General features: G+C 65.6%; 16 protein-coding genes. 10 read left to right on the forward strand and 6 right to left on the reverse strand.

Annotated features, from left to right (window positions below; all coding sequences use genetic code 11):
- Nucleotides 1–11: 11 nt before the first annotated feature.
- Together rpsT and P2Q66_RS00510 are read right to left on the reverse strand one after the other, a co-directional pair.
- Nucleotides 12–272, reverse strand: coding sequence for a 30S ribosomal protein S20 (gene rpsT / locus P2Q66_RS00505; protein ID WP_056739236.1), 261 nt, complete (start codon nucleotides 270–272; stop codon nucleotides 12–14).
- 168 nt (nucleotides 273–440) lie between these two features.
- On the reverse strand, nucleotides 441–1,037 hold the full coding sequence (locus P2Q66_RS00510; RefSeq protein ID WP_275724738.1) for a type II toxin-antitoxin system PemK/MazF family toxin: 597 nt from the start codon (nucleotides 1,035–1,037) through the stop codon (nucleotides 441–443).
- 173 nt (nucleotides 1,038–1,210) lie between these two features.
- Between P2Q66_RS00510 and lepA the strand changes: the two genes are divergently transcribed.
- Together lepA and hemW are read left to right on the forward strand one after the other, a co-directional pair.
- A complete protein-coding gene (gene lepA / locus P2Q66_RS00515) occupies nucleotides 1,211–3,064 on the forward strand; it encodes a translation elongation factor 4 (protein WP_275724739.1) in 1,854 nt (617 codons plus the stop codon).
- A 36-nt stretch (nucleotides 3,065–3,100) separates the two neighbouring features.
- On the forward strand, nucleotides 3,101–4,330 hold the full coding sequence (hemW, locus tag P2Q66_RS00520; RefSeq protein WP_275724741.1) for a radical SAM family heme chaperone HemW: 1,230 nt from the start codon (nucleotides 3,101–3,103) through the stop codon (nucleotides 4,328–4,330).
- A gap of 138 nt (nucleotides 4,331–4,468) precedes the next feature.
- Here the strand turns inward: hemW and P2Q66_RS00525 are convergent, their stop codons facing one another.
- Together P2Q66_RS00525 and P2Q66_RS00530 are read right to left on the reverse strand one after the other, a co-directional pair.
- Nucleotides 4,469–4,888, reverse strand: coding sequence for a DUF4870 domain-containing protein (locus P2Q66_RS00525; RefSeq protein WP_275724743.1), 420 nt, complete (start codon nucleotides 4,886–4,888; stop codon nucleotides 4,469–4,471).
- Nucleotides 4,889–5,006: 118 nt separating this feature from the next.
- Complete coding sequence (locus P2Q66_RS00530) at nucleotides 5,007–5,858, reverse strand: DUF3097 domain-containing protein (protein ID WP_275724745.1); 852 nt, start codon at nucleotides 5,856–5,858, stop codon at nucleotides 5,007–5,009.
- Nucleotides 5,859–6,035: 177 nt separating this feature from the next.
- Between P2Q66_RS00530 and hrcA the strand changes: the two genes are divergently transcribed.
- The 3 genes from hrcA to P2Q66_RS00545 all read left to right on the forward strand — a co-directional run bounded on the left by hrcA (nucleotide 6,036) and on the right by P2Q66_RS00545 (nucleotide 9,043).
- Entirely contained in the window at nucleotides 6,036–7,049 is a 1,014-nt protein-coding gene (hrcA, locus tag P2Q66_RS00535; RefSeq protein ID WP_115525768.1) for a heat-inducible transcriptional repressor HrcA, read from the forward strand.
- Between the two features lie 84 nt (nucleotides 7,050–7,133).
- Nucleotides 7,134–8,261, forward strand: coding sequence for a molecular chaperone DnaJ (gene dnaJ / locus P2Q66_RS00540; RefSeq protein ID WP_079596178.1), 1,128 nt, complete (start codon nucleotides 7,134–7,136; stop codon nucleotides 8,259–8,261).
- Nucleotides 8,262–8,263: 2 nt separating this feature from the next.
- Complete coding sequence (locus tag P2Q66_RS00545) at nucleotides 8,264–9,043, forward strand: 16S rRNA (uracil(1498)-N(3))-methyltransferase (RefSeq protein ID WP_115525769.1); 780 nt, start codon at nucleotides 8,264–8,266, stop codon at nucleotides 9,041–9,043.
- Here P2Q66_RS00545 and P2Q66_RS00550 read toward each other — a convergent pair.
- Complete coding sequence (locus P2Q66_RS00550; protein WP_275724753.1) at nucleotides 9,030–9,983, reverse strand: GerMN domain-containing protein; 954 nt, start codon at nucleotides 9,981–9,983, stop codon at nucleotides 9,030–9,032. The two genes, P2Q66_RS00545 and P2Q66_RS00550, sit on opposite strands and share 14 nt — an antisense overlap.
- A gap of 358 nt (nucleotides 9,984–10,341) precedes the next feature.
- On the opposite strand from P2Q66_RS00550, the gene P2Q66_RS00555 reads away from it, so the two are divergent.
- From P2Q66_RS00555 to P2Q66_RS00575, 5 genes are all read left to right on the forward strand, one after another.
- On the forward strand, nucleotides 10,342–11,430 hold the full coding sequence (locus tag P2Q66_RS00555) for a PhoH family protein (RefSeq protein WP_115525770.1): 1,089 nt from the start codon (nucleotides 10,342–10,344) through the stop codon (nucleotides 11,428–11,430).
- Nucleotides 11,427–11,900 carry an rRNA maturation RNase YbeY gene (gene ybeY / locus P2Q66_RS00560; protein WP_079596175.1) on the forward strand — a complete coding sequence of 158 codons (474 nt, stop codon included), beginning with the start codon at nucleotides 11,427–11,429 and terminating at the stop codon, nucleotides 11,898–11,900. The genes P2Q66_RS00555 and ybeY overlap by 4 nt, the downstream gene beginning before the upstream one ends.
- Complete coding sequence (locus P2Q66_RS00565) at nucleotides 11,897–13,228, forward strand: hemolysin family protein (RefSeq protein ID WP_079596174.1); 1,332 nt, start codon at nucleotides 11,897–11,899, stop codon at nucleotides 13,226–13,228. The genes ybeY and P2Q66_RS00565 overlap by 4 nt, the downstream gene beginning before the upstream one ends.
- On the forward strand, nucleotides 13,212–14,171 hold the full coding sequence (era, locus tag P2Q66_RS00570; RefSeq protein ID WP_079596173.1) for a GTPase Era: 960 nt from the start codon (nucleotides 13,212–13,214) through the stop codon (nucleotides 14,169–14,171). Before P2Q66_RS00565 ends, era begins: the two co-directional genes overlap by 17 nt.
- A 220-nt stretch (nucleotides 14,172–14,391) precedes the next feature.
- Nucleotides 14,392–15,843, forward strand: coding sequence for an LCP family protein (locus P2Q66_RS00575; protein WP_275724755.1), 1,452 nt, complete (start codon nucleotides 14,392–14,394; stop codon nucleotides 15,841–15,843).
- A 69-nt stretch (nucleotides 15,844–15,912) separates the two neighbouring features.
- Here the strand turns inward: P2Q66_RS00575 and P2Q66_RS00580 are convergent.
- Nucleotides 15,913–16,407 (reverse strand): M13-type metalloendopeptidase (locus P2Q66_RS00580; RefSeq protein WP_275724751.1); only part of this gene is annotated, 495 nt, incomplete at its 5' end.

Consider the following 16,407-nt stretch of genomic DNA (forward strand, 5'->3'; position numbering starts at 1 on the left):
AACTGGAAACCTTAGAGTGCGTTGACCTTCTTGGAGATCGCCGACTTGCGGTTCGCTGCGTTGTTCTTGTGCAGAACACCCTTGCTGACAGCCTTGTCCAGCTTGCGGCTGGCAGTAACCAGGGCAGCAGCAGCTGCATCCTTGTCCGTGGACTCAACGGCGGTGTTGACGGCGCGGATGGCCGTCTTCAGCTCGGACTTGACTGCGTTGTTGCGCAGGCGTGCCTTCTCGTTGGTGAGGATGCGCTTCTTCTGGGACTTGATATTCGCCACGTGTGAACTCTCTTTTTAATGCGGAAATGGTCTAGAGGGCTTTCAGATTGGCCATTGACTGAGCGGCGTGGGGATACCTATGGCGGCCAACCATCAGTGGCCGTCGACCTGCACGGACACACAGCTATAAAGAATAGCAGGTCAGGCGCCGGACTGGCCATTTTGCCGTTAGGACCAGCCGTGTCGCCGCCGCAGCCCGGCTGCCACGCTGTCGAAGCGCCTCCGGTCCAGGACCGCGCCTTCCCGCCGGATGCTGTCCGGCCTGATCTGCAGGACGCGGTCAAGCCTGGCCTCACTCGGCCGGCCCTGCCGGTCCCAGCCTCCCTTGCCCAGGTCCACATAGTCGCTGGAGGCCGACGCGGCGGGAATGCGGTCGCGGCTGGTGAGCATCAGCCCCAGCAGGTAGGGCCCGCTGCGCCCCACCAGGAGGACCGGGCGGTCCTTCCCGCGGGTGTGGTCTTCTTCGTACGGAACCCACGCCCACACCACCTCGCCCGGATCAGGCGCACCATCGGGCTGCGGCGCATAAGAGACTTTTGACCGCCCCTGGAAATCGCCGGGGTAGGCGTCCCCGGGCCGGCCCGCGGCAACGGCACCGGGGGAAGCTGCATTCCGGGAACCAGACTTCTTGGACGTGGAACCCCGGGTAGCGCGGACCGGTGCGGGGCGGGGGCCGGCGGGTGGTGTTGCCCGTCCTGCCTTCCGCAGCAGCCGGAGGCCGCTTCCGACGGCTTGTCCCAGGGAACGGAGGAGGTTGATTGCCATCCCGCCACCCTATAGCCGGCGGTGCGCCGGGGAATGACGGCAGATCCGGCATGGAATGCAGTGCCACAGGTCCGGACGTGGGACACTGGATGTTCCAGATGTGCGGCTTACCCGCAGGGGCCTTGTGCAGTGCCCCGGCGGTGCCGCGTGAATGCCAACAGTAAGGACCCTGCGTGTCTCCCATGGCCCGCACCGCCCCGGTGCCCGCCGCGACAGATCCGGCCCTCATTCGGAACTTCTGCATCATCGCGCACATTGACCACGGTAAGTCCACCCTGGCAGACCGCATGCTGCAGTTCACCGGCGTCGTTCAGTCCCGCGACATGAAGGCCCAGTACCTGGACCGGATGGACATCGAACGCGAGCGCGGCATCACCATCAAGTCCCAGGCAGTCCGCATGCCCTGGGAACTCGACGGCACCAGTTACGCGCTGAACATGATCGACACCCCCGGCCACGTGGACTTCACCTACGAGGTTTCCCGCTCGCTCGCCGCCTGCGAAGGAGCGATCCTCCTGGTGGACGCAGCCCAGGGTATTGAGGCCCAGACCCTCGCCAACCTGTACCTGGCGATGGAAAACAACCTCACGATCATTCCGGTCCTGAACAAGATTGACCTCCCGGCAGCCCAGCCTGAGAAGTACGCGGCCGAACTTGCCAGCCTGATTGGCGGAGATCCGGAGGACGTCCTTCGCGTCTCGGGAAAGACCGGCATTGGCGTTGAAGCCCTGCTGGACAAGATTGTCCGCGACCTGCCGGCGCCCGAAGGCGACGCGGACGCCCCCGCCCGTGCCATGATCTTCGACTCCGTCTATGACACCTACCGCGGCGTGGTGACCTACGTCCGCGTGGTGGACGGCATGCTCCACCCCCGCGAACGCATCCAGATGATGTCCACGCGGGCCACGCACGAACTCCTTGAGATCGGCGTCAGCTCACCGGAGCCCACACCTTCCAAGGGCCTGGGCGTCGGCGAAGTGGGCTACCTCATCACCGGGGTGAAGGATGTCCGCCTGTCCAAGGTGGGCGACACCGTCACGAACCTCGCCAAACCGGCGGCTGATTCCCTGCCCGGCTACGCCGATGCCAAGCCGATGGTCTTCTCCGGCCTGTACCCGCTGGACGGCACGGACTATCCGGTGCTCCGCGATGCGCTGGAGAAGCTGATGCTCAACGACGCCGCCCTCGTGTACGAACCTGAAACGTCCGCTGCCCTGGGCTTCGGTTTCCGCGTGGGCTTCCTCGGCCTGCTCCACCTGGAAATCACCCGGGAGCGGCTGGAGCGCGAATACAACCTGGACCTCATCTCCACTGCCCCGAACGTGGAATACGAGGTGACGCTGGAGGACAAGAAGGTGGTCCACGTGACCAACCCCAGCGAATACCCCTCCGGCAAAATTTCCGAGGTCCGCGAGCCCATGGTTTCCGCAACCATCCTGGCCCCCAATGAGTTTGTCGGCGCCATCATGGAGCTGTGCCAGAGCCGCCGCGGCGTGATGGGCGGCATGGACTACCTGTCCGAGGACCGGGTGGAAATCCGGTACCGCCTGCCGCTCGCCGAGATCGTGTTCGACTTCTTTGACATCCTCAAGTCCAAGACCCGCGGTTACGGGTCCCTGGACTGGAAGGCCGACGGCGACCAGGTGGCCGACCTGGTGAAGGTGGACATCATGCTCCAGGGTGAGCAGGTGGATGCGTTCTCCGCCATCACCCACCGCGACAAGGCCTACTCCTACGGGGTCATGATGACCACCAAGCTGCGCGAACTCATTCCCCGCCAGCAGTTCGAGGTGCCCATCCAGGCAGCCATCGGCTCCCGGATCATTGCCCGCGAAAGCATCCGCGCCATCCGCAAGGACGTCCTGGCCAAGTGCTACGGTGGTGACATCTCCCGTAAGCGCAAACTGCTGGAGAAGCAAAAGGAAGGCAAGAAGCGCATGAAAATGGTGGGCCGCGTTGAGGTACCGCAGGAGGCCTTCATCGCCGCACTCACCACCGACGAATCCAAGGACAAGGCCAAGAAGTAGTGATGATGGTGGCCGGACACACTCGGGGCCGCAACGATGCCTAGCGTTCTTCCACTCGGCGACCCGGCGCCGTCGGACGGTCTGCTGCCTTCCCAGTCAGCGGAAGGTGCGGCGGACCGGGCGTTCGGGTTGTATGTGCACATTCCGTTCTGCGCCGTCCGTTGTGGTTACTGCGATTTCAACACCTATACCGCCACCGAACTGGGCGGCGGTGCTTCGCAGGATGCCTACGCCAACACGGCGGCGTCCGAGGTGGCGCTGGCGGCCAAGGTGCTGGCCGGGTCCGGGATCCCCGACCGGAAGCTCAGCACCGTCTTCTTCGGCGGCGGCACCCCCACGCTGCTTCCCGCGGACGACCTTGCCCTGATTCTTCGGACGGCCATCGACCAGTGGGGGATCGAGGACGGCGCCGAAGTCACCACGGAGGCCAACCCCGACTCCGTCACGCCCGAATCCCTCGCCATATTGAAGGAGGCCGGGTTCACCCGGATCTCGTTCGGCATGCAGTCAGCGGTTCCGCATGTGCTCAAGGTCCTGGACCGGACGCACACGCCCAGCCGGGTGCCGGAGGTTGTGCAGTGGGCGCGCGAGGCGGGTCTTGCCGTCAGCCTGGACCTGATCTATGGAACGCCGGGGGAGTCCCTGGCCGACTGGCGCCACACCCTGGAAACGGCATTGTCGTACGGTCCGGACCACATCAGCGCCTACGCGCTGATCATCGAGGACGGCACCAAGCTGGCTGCCCAGATCCGCCGTGGGGAGGTACCCGGAATCGACGACGACGACCATGCGGACAAGTACGAGCTCGCCGATGAGCTGATCACCAAAGCCGGGCTGGGCTGGTACGAAGTCAGCAACTGGGCCCGTACCCCGGACCATGCCTGCCGCCACAACCTCGCCTACTGGCGCGGGGACGACTGGTGGGGGATCGGCCCCGGCGCGCACTCCCACATGGGCGGTGTCCGCTGGTGGAACGTCAAGCACCCCACTGCCTACGCCGGCCGCCTGGCGCAGGGCCTGTCCCCGGCCGCAGGCAGGGAGACCCTGGACCTGGAAACCCGGAACATCGAGCGCGTCATGCTGGAAGCCCGCCTTCAGGCCGGGCTTGAGGTGGCTGCCCTGAGCGCCGTGGGTCGCCATGAGATTGCCGGGCTGATTGCCGACGGCCTGGTGGACCCGGCCGCGGCGTTCCGGGGGAAACTGGTCCTCACCCTCAAGGGACGCCTGCTGGCTGACGCCGTGGTCCGCCGCATCCTGCCCGAGTAACCCGCTAAACCAACACGGGGTCAGGTTCTGCCCAAAAACGCGTGGTTATTGGGCAGGGAGTGACCCTCCCCACCCGCACCCTGACCTCGCAAGCTCGGCCAGGGAACCCCGCGGGTGTGGCCCCCTGTTGCTGGAACGCTACTTGATCCAGCGAAGGTTGTACGGGTAGCGGTGCGGCTGGCCGCGGTTGACGTGGATGCCGGCGGCCACGGAGAAGCAGGTCAGGGCGATCCAGATGAGGGTCGCGATCACGGCAAAAATGTTGCCGACCACGGGGATGAACACCAGGATATTGGCCACCACGGCCGCGATGGTGGGCGGGAGGCTGAAGTTGAGGGCTTCCTTGGACTCCTGGGCGGTGAACGGTCCACGGTCCCTGAAAATGAGGAAGATCAGCAGGGCAGGAACGCAGCCGAGGATCCCGCCAAAGTGCGCCAGCGTGGCCCACTGCCGGTCCTCGCCCGCCGTCAGGGGCAGCGCATTCGCCGGGACGCCGTGGTATTCCGAGCGGCCCGCGCCGCCCTGGCTGTCCCTGTGATCACGTGCGTTTTCTGACACAGTCTGTTCCTTCGAGAGTGCAAATGGTGCGAATGCCGGTGGTTGGGTGCGGGCCTGCCCCTTTTTCACAGGCACCGCAGTACCAAGAATACTGGCTATCCGGGTGTTGGCTGCCCAATCAGGGAACAGTGAGGAAGTCGATCACTTCCTCGACCCGCCCCAGCAGGGATGCTTCCAGGTCTGCATAGCTGCGGACGGCCCCCAACAGCTTCTGCCATCCCAGCCCGATGTCTTCCTTCGTGGCGTGGGGCCAGCCGAAAGAGGCCAGGATTCCGGTCTTCCAGTCCTGCCCGCGCGGCACAACGGGCCACTTCTCGATGCCGAGGACAGCGGGCCGGATGGCCTGCCATACGTCCACGTAGGGATGGCCCACGATGAGCACGTTCCCGGCCGCGCCGGGAGACGCCATGACGGCATCGGCAATGCGCGACTCCTTGGAGTCCGGCACCAGGTGGTCCACGAGCACGCCCAGGCGCCGTCCCGGTCCGGGCCGGAAGTTGGCCACCGCGCCGGCCAGGTCGTCAATGCCGTGCAGGGGTTCGACGACGATGCCCTCCACCCGGAGGTCGTCTCCCCACACCTTTTCCACCAGTTCGGCGTCGTGCTTTCCCTCCACCCAGATGCGGCTGGCCTTCGCTACCTGTGCGCGCTGGCCGGCAACCCGCACCGAGCCGGAGGCAGTCCTTCCGGCGGCGGGGCCGGCCGTCGCGGGACGGGGTGCCGGGGGCATCAGGCGGATTGCCCGGCCTTCGAGGAGGAAACCGAAACCCAGCCGGAAGGTCCGTGACTTCCCGCGGCGGTCCTCGAGGACCACCACGTGCATTCCGCCGGACTTTTCCACCCGGGTGACGGCGCCGACCCAACCGGACTGGACGTCCTCCAGCACCATGCCGCGCTCAACGGGCACTTCGGGCAATTGGGTCCGGACGGGCGCGGACATGTCCCGGGGGCCCCAGTTCTGGTAATCCATGGATCGACTCCGCCTAGCGCTAGATCAGTGCCACCGGAATTTCGCCCGGAGCGGTACCAATGCTAACAACGGCCCGAGGCATAATAGACTGTTAGCACTTAGGCATGTCGAGTGCTAACCCTGGTGGTGGCACGGTGCGGGCGGCACGGCCGCCCTGACCCTGGATGGAGGTGGAGTGTGAGCGAGCCACGCAAGCTGGAAGTACTGCGGGCCATCGTGGAGGACTACGTCCACTCCCGCGAGCCGGTGGGATCCAAGGCCCTCGTCGAGAGGCATCATCTCGGCGTCTCCAGTGCGACAATCCGCAACGATATGGCGGCGCTGGAGGACGAGGGCCTGATCACCGCCCCGCACACCAGCGCGGGCCGGATTCCCACGGACAAGGGCTACCGTCTGTTCGTCGACCAGATTTCGGCCGTCAAACCCCTGTCGCAGGCCGAGCGCCGGGCCATCCAGTCGCTGCTGGAGGGCTCAGACGACCTTGACGACGTCCTGGACCGGACGGTCCGCCTGCTGTCGCAGCTGACCAACCAGGTGGCGGTTGTCCAGTATCCGCACCTGAGCCGTGCCCTGATCCGGCACATCGAATTCGTCCTGCTTGCTCCCCGCAAGGTGCTGGTGGTGCTCATCGCGAACAGCGGCAAGGTGGAACAGCGGGTCATCGACGTCGGGCAGGACCTGGGGGACGACGCCCTGGCCGCCTTGCGGACCCGGTTCCTGGGTTCCCTTTCAGGAACGCCGCTGGGCCAGTTGGCCCAGTCACTTCCGGCCGTGGTGTCGGCGGTCAGTCCCAGCCAGAGGCCGGCCGCGCAGGCGCTGGCCCACGGGCTGGAGGTGCTGGCGCACAGCAGCCGTGAGGACCGGATGGTGATGGCGGGAACGGCGAACCTTGCACGGTCCAACGTCGATTTCCCGCTCAGCATCGGCCCCGTCCTGGAAGCCCTTGAGGAGCAGGTGGTCATGCTGCGGCTCTTGAGCGAGATGGCGCAGGACCACCGCGGCGTGGCCGTCAGCATCGGCCGCGAGAACCCCTACGACGGCCTTTCCGAGGCGTCCGTCGTGGCCACGGGATACGGCCCGGACAGCACGGCCAAGATTGGCGTGCTGGGGCCGACGCGCATGGACTATCCCACCACCATGGCCGCCGTCAGGGCTGTTGCCCGTTACCTTTCCCGGATCCTGGGACCCTGACCGGCGGTCCCGGCGCTCAGGCAGCCGGAACCACGGGCAGGGCACCCCGCATGCAGGCAGTACAACAAGGAAGAGATACGAACTTTGAGCAGCCACTATGACGTCCTTGGAGTCTCACCGGAGGCCACCGGCGAAGAAATCAAGAAGGCCTACCGCAAGCTGGCCCGGACCCTGCACCCGGACGTTAACCCGGGTGAGGACGCCGCAGACCGCTTCAAGGCAGTAACCCACGCGTACGAGGTCCTTTCCGACCCCCAAAAGCGGCGCGTCTATGACACCACCGGCAACGAGAACGGTACGGACAACGGATTCGGCGGCGGCAGCTACGCCGGCCAGGGCTTCGCGTTCCAGGACATCTTTGACACGTTCTTTGGCGCCGGCGGCTCCACCGGGCCTGCCTCCCGTGTCCGCCGAGGACAGGACGCCCTCATCAGTGTCCGGATCGACCTCCGCGATGCGGTGTTCGGCGTCAACAAGAAACTCGAAGTGGACACCGCGGTCACCTGCCCCACCTGCGAGGGATCATGCTGCCGGCCCGGCACCCACCCCGAACGGTGTGACATCTGCGGAGGCAGCGGCCAGGTCCAGCGGGCCGTTCGCTCCATCCTGGGCCAGGTCATGACGGCTGCGCCCTGCGGCAGCTGCGAAGGCTTCGGCACCGTCATCAAGGACCCCTGCAACGAATGCAGCGGCCAGGGACGGATCCGGAGCCGCCGGTCCCTGACCATCAAGGTTCCCGCCGGCGTGGCCACCGGCACCCGGATCCAGCTCTCCGGCCAGGGCGAGGCCGGGCCCGCCGGCGGACCCTCCGGTGACCTTTACGTGGAAATCCGCGTCAACAATGACGCCACCTACGTCCGCGACGGAGACGACCTCCACGCCACGCTGAACATCCCCATGACGGCCGCAGCGCTGGGTACAGAGGTAAGCCTTGAGACCTTCGACGGGACCCAGGAAATCGACGTCAAGCCCGGAACGCAGTCCGGTGAGATCATCACCCTCCGCGGCCTCGGCGTTACCCACCTGCGCGGCTACGGCCGCGGCGACCTAAAGGTGCACCTGCAGGTTGAGACCCCCGCAAAGCTGGATGCCGCCCAGGAGGACCTGCTGCGGCAGCTCGCCAAGATGCGCGGCGAGCAGATCACCGAGGGCAAACTCGCTGCCAGCGGCGGCATGTTCGCCAAACTCCGGGACCGCCTCGGTAACCTGTAGCGGTGAGCAACCCCGTCTTCTTCACTCCCGCCGGGTCCCTGGACGGCGTCGCGCCCGCAACACGCTTCATCCTGGAAGGACCCGAAGCCAGGCACGCTGTTGCGGTTAAACGGCTGTCACCCGGTGAAGCTGTGGACATCGTGGACGGTGCCGGCACACGGATGAGCGGACGCGTCACCGCGGCTTCTTCCTCGGCTCTGGAGGTCGAGTGCACGTCGGTGGCTGTCGAAGACCGCCCCGATGTCCGGCTGGTCCTGGTCCAGGCGCTTGCGAAGGGCGACCGGGACGAGCTGGCCATCGAAACGGCGACAGAGCTCGGAATCGACGCCGTCATTCCGTGGCAGTCCGAGCGTTCCATCGTGCGCTGGAAAGGTGACCGGGCCGCCAAGGCCCATGCCAAATGGCAGTCCGTTGTGACTGCGGCGGCCAAGCAGGCACGCCGGGCCTGGGTTCCCGAGGTCCGGCCCGCCGTCGACACAGCCGCCCTGTCCGCGGCCGTCGAAGCCGCCGGCCTGGCTGTCATCCTTCATGAGGACGCCGTGCGGCCACTGCGAAACGTCCTCGAAGCATGGGATGGAGCGGGGGGAGCGGCGCCCCGGGAAGTGCTCCTGATCGTGGGACCGGAAGGCGGCATCAGCCCCCGGGAAGTCACGAAACTCTGCGACAAGGGTGCCGTGACAGCACTCCTGGGCCACCACGTCCTGCGCTCATCAACGGCCGGGCCTGCCGCCGTCGTCCTTGCCAGCGACATCCTGGGCCGCTGGAAGGCTACCGCACCTTAAAGGCCCGTGTGTCCTCGTACTGGTCCGGCTGGTCGCCAGTGCCCGCCTGGGAGACCCGCAGCTCGTAGTCACCTGGCGGCAGGTTAAGCGCCAGGGTGAACACCCCGGCCTGTCCCTGTTCAGCAGACGCGGTGGTCTCGCCCGTGAGGAACGGCTCCTTGGCGCCGTTGTCCCTGGACTGGAGGATCTGCCAGCGGAGCTTGCCGCCTGCCGTTGTGTTGCGCCCGGTGATCTTGACGCTGCCGCCGCCCACTTCCACGTTTTCCTGGGGGTCAATAATCCAGACGGGTGCAACAAGGCCTGCGGTGCGCGTCATCAGGGCGCCCAGCTGGATGTGGTCAAAGGCCACGTAGTCCGTATGTCCGTCCACCAGGATGCGCACCCGGATCTGCTGGCCCGAGTCGATCAGTCCTGAGCTGGCAGCCGCGGCCGTCGCCGTATACACCAGCTGCTGGATGGCCCGGGCAGCCATGTCGGCGTCGAGATTGCTGTTGAAAGCATCCTCGGACACATCAACAGTGATGACGTCCTTGCCCGAAATCGACGTGGCGAGCTGGCTCGGGTTCTGCCACGGGGTAAAAAAATCAGGGTCGAGGGGTTTGTCGGACATCATGGCCCGCAGTGCCCGGGTCACCGGATTTTCCTGGTCCGGTACATCCCGGAATTCCCGGTAAAGGAAAACCCCGCTGTCGCTGCGGCCGATCCAGTACACCGGCGCCTTGTTGGAGGACTGGGTGGTTTCCAGCGGCGCGCTGGTGGACGGAGGCTGTGCGGTGCCCGAGGCGGCCGGACCTGTGAGCGGCGTGGCGGTGGGTGACGGTCCCGCTTCGGCAATGCAGCCCGTCAAGGCAGGGACGGCAACAAGGACACCGGCAAGCACAAGTGCGCGCGCGCGGCCCAGGGCACGGGCGGCGCCCTTGGGCGCAGCGGTTTCCGGCACTTTTGTTGCCTGTCCTTTCCTTGCATGGAGGGCCGATCCCCGGGCGGCCTGGTGTTCCAGCTGCAGCTGGATTTCCAGCATGGCACAACGCGCGGGGCCCAAGAGCCGCGGAGCGGCACTGGCGGCCAACTGCAACGGGAACGATATGAGGCCGATATGAAGTTGATACCTTATGACGCAACCACCGCCGCGGCGGGCCCTTTTGTGCCCTGCAGGGCAGCCTCCCTATATCCGGCCGTGGGACGCTCTGGCGTAAGATGGAAGGATCGCTGGACGGGGAGAACGGGCAACGGCCTCCGCGCAACAGCCCAACAACTGAACCGACCTCGAGGGGACCACAGGCCTGCGGGCCAGCACCATGACTGAATCAGCTAACGGAAAGCGCCGGCTCACCACCGGAGAGGGCACGCCCGGGGAGTTCCCCCATTCCCTTCCCGGCATCCGGACCGAGGTAGTCCTTTTTGACAACTCCGATCAGATGGTCCAGTCACTCGGCAGCCATGATGAGGCGTTGCGGTACATCGAGGAACAGTTCCCGGACGTTAATTTCCACGTCCGCGGCAACGAACTCTCCATCAGCGGTCCCACCAGTGACGTACCGCGGATCATGCGGCTCCTCCATGAAGTCCGCGGCCTCGTTGCCCGCGGCACGGTGATCAGTCCCACGGTGCTCCAGCAGCTGGTGGCCCTCTTGCGCACCCAGTCCCTGCAGAACCCCGTGGACGTGCTGACCCATGACATCCTCTCCAGCCGCGGCCGCACCATCCGCCCGAAAACCCTGAACCAGAAGAACTACGTTGACGCCATTGACGACAACACCGTGATCTTTGGTATCGGACCGGCCGGAACCGGCAAGACGTACCTTGCCATGGCCAAAGCGGTCCAGGCGCTGCAGCAAAAAGAGGTCAGCCGGATCATCCTGACCCGTCCGGCGGTTGAAGCCGGGGAACGCCTGGGTTTCCTCCCCGGAACCCTGAGCGACAAAATCGATCCGTACCTCCGTCCGCTCTATGACGCACTGCACGACATGATGGATCCCGAATCCATTCCGCGGCTCATGGCAGCCGGCACCATCGAGGTGGCACCCCTTGCCTACATGCGCGGCCGCACGCTCAACGACGCCTTCATCATTCTCGACGAGGCGCAGAACACCACGCCCGAGCAGATGAAGATGTTCCTGACGCGGCTCGGCTTCGGCTCGAAGATGGTGGTCACCGGTGACGTAACCCAGGTCGACCTGCCCTTCGGCACCCGGTCCGGACTGCGGATCGTGGAGGAAATCCTGACCGGCATCGAAGGCGTGAACTTTTCGGTCCTGGACGCGGCCGACGTCGTCCGGCACCGCCTGGTGGGCGACATCGTCAATGCCTACAGCATCTGGGACGATGCCCAGCGCCGCCGCGTCAAACATTCAGCAACCAAAGAAAAACGGGGGGAACACGCTTGAGCATCGAGGTGAACAACGAGTCCGGCGTCCAGGTTGACGAAGCGGAACTCGTTGCGCTGTCCCGGTACATCTTCGAACAGCTCTATATCCATCCCCAGGCAGAACTGTCGATCCTCCTCGTGGACGAGCCCGCGATGGAGAAGCTGCACATCGAACTGATGGATGAGCCGGGATCCACCGATGTCCTGTCCGTACCCATGGACGAGCTCACACCCGGGACGCCGGACCGGCCCACTCCGCAGGGAATGCTTGGCGACATTGCCATCTGCCCCCAGGTGGCCGTGGTCCAGGCCCGGAACGCGGGCCATCAGCTCCAGGATGAAATGCTGCTGCTGACAACACACGGCATTCTGCACCTGTTGGGCTACGACCATGCAGAACCCGAGGAGAAGGCCGAGATGTTCGGGCTCCAGCGGGAGCTCCTGTCCGGCTTCACCGGCAAAGAAGCACCCGCCGAGACCACCCAGTGACGCCTTTGCTCCTTGTCGCGATGGCCCTGGTCTTCCTGGGTATCGCGGCGGTGTTGACCGCGGCCGAGGCCGCCTTCAATTTCCTCCCGCGCCACGACGCCGAGGAAGCACTCCTCAAGAGCCGCAATATCGCCATGCGCCGGATCCTCGCCCAGCCCGTGGCGCATATCCGGGCCCTCCGGTTCTGGCGCATCTGGTTCGAGATGGCTTCCGCGGTGGCTGTGGCCGTCCTGCTTTACAGCCTGCTGGACAACATCTGGCTTGCCGGCCTGGCAGCAACCGGCATCATGGCCCTGCTGGGATTCGTGATCGTGGGTGTCTCACCCCGGCAGCTGGGCAGGCTGCATTCTGCTGCCGTGGTCCGTTTCACGGCCCCCTTGATCCGCTTCCTCACCTGGGTCCTGGGGCCCATCCCCGGCTGGCTCGTGGCGTTGGGAAGCGCGGCAGCGCCCGGCGCGCCGGGCGGCGACGAAGCGTTTTTCAGCGAGCAGGAATTCCGTGAACTTGTGGAGCGGGCCAGCGAATCCGACATGATCGAGGACACCGAGGCTGAGATGATCCAGTCCGTGTTCGACTTCGGCGACACGTTGGTGCGCGCGGTCATGGTGCCCAGGACGGACATCCTCAGCATCGAAGCGGGCTCCAGCCTCCGCCAGGCCATGACGCTGTTCCTGCGCTCCGGCTATTCCAGGATCCCCGTGATCGCCGAGGACACCGACCACATCCTCGGCATCATCTACCTTAAGGACGTTGCCGCCGTCCTGCACGAGCTGGCCCCGGACGAGGAACCGCCACTGGTGGAGTCACTGGCCCGGGAGGTCCGGTATGTGCCGGAATCCAAGCCGGTGAGCGACCTGCTGCGTGAACTGCAGAAGGAATCCACGCACGTTGCCATCGTCATCGACGAATACGGCGGCACAGCCGGTCTTGTCACCCTTGAGGACCTGATCGAAGAGATCGTGGGCGAAATTGTTGACGAGTACGACACCGAAAGCGCGGAAGCCGTGGAGCTGGGCGATGGCTCCTATCGGGTCAGCGCGCGCATGAGCATCGACGACCTGGGCGAGCTCTTCGACATGGAGCTCGACGACGACGAAGTGGACACCGTGGGCGGCCTGCTCGCCAAGGCGCTCGGCAGGGTTCCGATCGTTGGAAGCCACGTGGAAGTCCACGGAGTCTCGCTCCGGGCGGACCGGTTGGAAGGCCGGCGGAACCGCGTCAGCCACATTATTGCGGCAGCGGTGCCAAGAGTAGACACTGACCTTGAAGACCTCCTCGAAGAGGCGGAAACAACCCAGCAGGGAGTTCCACGTGAGCAAGAAAAATAAAGCAGCAGCAGAGGAAGACTTCGGCGGCTTCCGCGCAGGCTTTTCAGTCCTGGTGGGGCGCCCCAACGCCGGAAAATCCACCTTGACCAACGCGTTGGTGGGGAAAAAGGTGGCCATTACGTCCGCCAAGCCGCAGACCACCCGCCACACCATCCGTGGCATCGTGCACCGGGAGGACGCCCAGCTGATCCTGGTGGACACACCGGGGCTGCACCGCCCGCGCACCCTTTTGGGTAAGCGCCTGAACGACCTCGTGGCGGACACCCTCGCCGAGGTGGACGCCATCGGCTTCTGCCTGCCGGCCAACGAAAAGATCGGTCCGGGGGATAAATTCATCGCCGCCCAGCTGGCCGCGGTGGGACGCAAGCCTGTCATCGCCATCGTCACCAAGGCGGACCTGGTGGACCGCCAGGCCCTGACCGAACAGCTCCTGGCAGTCGCGGCGCTTGGCCGTGAAGTGATGGGGGAGGACGGCTGGAAGGACATCGTGCCCGTGTCCGCGACGGATGGCTTCCAGGTGGAAACCGTGGCGGATGTCCTGATCAGCCACATGCCGCCGTCGCCTCCGCTGTATCCCGACGGCGAACTGACGGACGAGCCCGAGGCCGTCATGGTTGCCGAGCTGATCCGCGAAGCGGCACTCGAAGGCGTCCGCGACGAACTGCCGCACTCCCTCGCAGTGGTGGTCGAAGAGATCGTTCCCCGCCCGGACCGGCCGGAGGACAACCCGCTCCTGGACGTGCGCGTGAACCTGTACGTGGAACGCCCATCGCAGAAGGCCATCATCATCGGCAAGGGCGGCAGCCGGCTTCGCGAGGTGGGAACCAACGCGCGCAAGGGGATCGAAGCCCTGCTGGGTACACGCATCTACCTGGACCTTCATGTGAAGGTGGCCAAGGACTGGCAGCGGGACCCGAAGCAGCTGGTCAAGCTGGGTTTCTGACCTGTTTCACCGGGTGCCGCTGCAGGGCTGCCGGGCAATTCCCAGACTGGGCCACTAAAATGGACCGGATTTTGATTTTTAGAGGAAGGTTCACCACGTGGGGCGAGGCCGCGACTTGCGCGACAACAGGGCTGACGTGTCACCCGGAACAGGACCTGCGTCCCGCCATGCGGACGATGGCACTGCCGGGGCAGCGCGCCACCTTGGCTCCCTCCGTGGGATGCCCGTGTGGCTGAAGGTTGTCACCGCCGTCCTTTCCCTGGCCATCGTGGGAGGCATCGCGTTCGCCGGGTTTTGGTACCTGCGCCTGCAGGGCAATATTTCCAAGGCCCCGCTGAACGCGGGCGGGGGAAACAGCGAGACGGTCAGCGACGCCACCGGCAGGATGCAGATCCTCATCCTGGGCTCGGACACCCGCGACGGGAAGAACGCCGAGTACGGGGAAGCCGACCTTTCCGCAGGCTACGGCAAGTCTGACGTCATGATGCTCATGGACATCTCCGAGGACAACAAGCGCGTCAGCGTCATCAGCTTCCCGCGTGACCTCCTGGTGGACATTCCCGAGTGCAAAGACGGGGAAACCGGTACGGAATACCCTGCCCGCAGCGACGTCATGATCAACGAGGCAATGACGGAAGCCGGCATCGGCTGCGCTGTGGATACCGTCAACAGGATCACCGGGCTGGAGGTGGACCACTTCATGATGGCCGACTTCAACGCCGTGAAGGAACTCTCCAATGCCGTGGGCGGCGTGGAAGTCTGCATCAGCGACGCCGTGTATGACCCTGACTCCCGGCTTCGGCTGCCGGCGGGCACCTCCATGGTCCAGGGAGAGCAGGCGCTTGCGTTCCTGCGCACCCGCCACGCATTTGCCGACGGCGGCGACCTGGGCCGCATCAAGGCCCAGCAGGGCTTCCTCTCCTCGCTGACGCGGAAGATCAAGGACGACGGCACCTTGGCCGATCCCGGCAAGATGCTGAAGATCGCCGACGTCGTTACCCAGAATCTGACCGTGGATGAAGGGCTGGCCTCGGTTCCCACCCTGCTGACCATCGGCAACCGGCTCAAGGACATCGACATCAGCAAGGTGGCGTTCGTCGCCGTCCCCACCGCCCCGGCAGACCTTGACCCCAACAGGCTCCAGATTGCCGAGCCGGCCGGCTCCCAGCTCTTTGCTGCACTCCGCAAGGACATCGACCTGACCGACCCCACCGCTCCCGCAACGCCCTCGCCGAGCGAAACCGCCCCGCCGTCGGCCGCCCCGACCGAACCTGCCCCGGCCCAGCCGCCCTATGACAAGGCACTTCAGCCTGTCGCGGTGGCGAACGGCACCGGCGTCCCCGGTCGTTCCCAGGAAATTGTCCAGGCGCTGATCTCCGGGGGCTTCACGCAGGCTGCCCAGTTTGAGGCAACAACGGTGGCGCAGTCGGTGGTCTACTACGGTCCCGGCTTCGCGGATGTCGCGGCCGACGTTGCCGCGGTACTCGGGATCCCGGCCGGGCAGACCGTTGCCCTTCCCGCAGTTTCAGGAGTCCAGGTCTACCTGGGCACTGATTTCACGACGGGCACCACGTACGGCGCGGCTGCCGCGTTGCCGGAAAACATCGTCAACCAGACGGCCGGCGACGAGACATGCCAGCAGGCGAACCCGTACCTCATCGTTTCTGAATAAAGCCAGGCTGCTTAACTGCATCGGGGCCCGCCGGAAGGCGGGCCCCGATTCAGTTGTTCTGCCTGGCTGTCACCAGATGCTGACGCGCTCCGCCGGCGGCATCCACATGCCGTCCTCTTCGCTGACCTCAAACGCCTCGTGGAAGGCGTCCAGGTTCTTCACGATGGCGTTCGTCCGAAACTCGTTGGGGGAGTGGGGGTCCGTGGCAAGCCTGCGGATTGCCTCTTCCTGCCGGATGACCTGGCGCCAGCCGGCGGCCCACGAAGCAAAGAAGCGCTGCTGCCCGGTGAGCCCGTCCAGGACCTCGGGTTCCTTGCCGTCCAGGCTGATCTGGTAGGCCTTGTACGCAATTGCCAACCCGGCCAGGTCGCCGATGTTCTCGCCGAGCGTGAGCCGGCCGTTGACGTGGTGGTCCGGCGCCGCGGTCGGTGCCAGCGCATCGAACTGGGCCACCAGTTTCGCGGTGAGCTGCTCGAACGCCTGGCGGTCCTCCTCCGTCCACCAGTTCCGCAGCGTGCCCCCGCCGTCGAACTGGGAGCCCTGGTCGTCGAAGCCGTGGCCGAT

The organism is Arthrobacter sp. Cr_A7 (assembly GCF_029222765.1).
Lineage (GTDB): Bacteria > Actinomycetota > Actinomycetes > Actinomycetales > Micrococcaceae > Arthrobacter.

Coding starts and splice junctions, on each gene's coding strand:
- P2Q66_RS00510 (WP_275724738.1), bottom strand. CDS start 1,037: ATGGCAATCAACCTCCTCCGTTCCCTGGGACAAGCCGTCGGAAGCGGC.
- hemW (WP_275724741.1), top strand. CDS start 3,101: ATGCCTAGCGTTCTTCCACTCGGCGACCCGGCGCCGTCGGACGGTCTG.
- P2Q66_RS00530 (WP_275724745.1), bottom strand. CDS start 5,858: ATGGATTACCAGAACTGGGGCCCCCGGGACATGTCCGCGCCCGTCCGG.
- P2Q66_RS00555 (WP_115525770.1), top strand. CDS start 10,342: ATGACTGAATCAGCTAACGGAAAGCGCCGGCTCACCACCGGAGAGGGC.
- P2Q66_RS00575 (WP_275724755.1), top strand. CDS start 14,392: ATGCCCGTGTGGCTGAAGGTTGTCACCGCCGTCCTTTCCCTGGCCATC.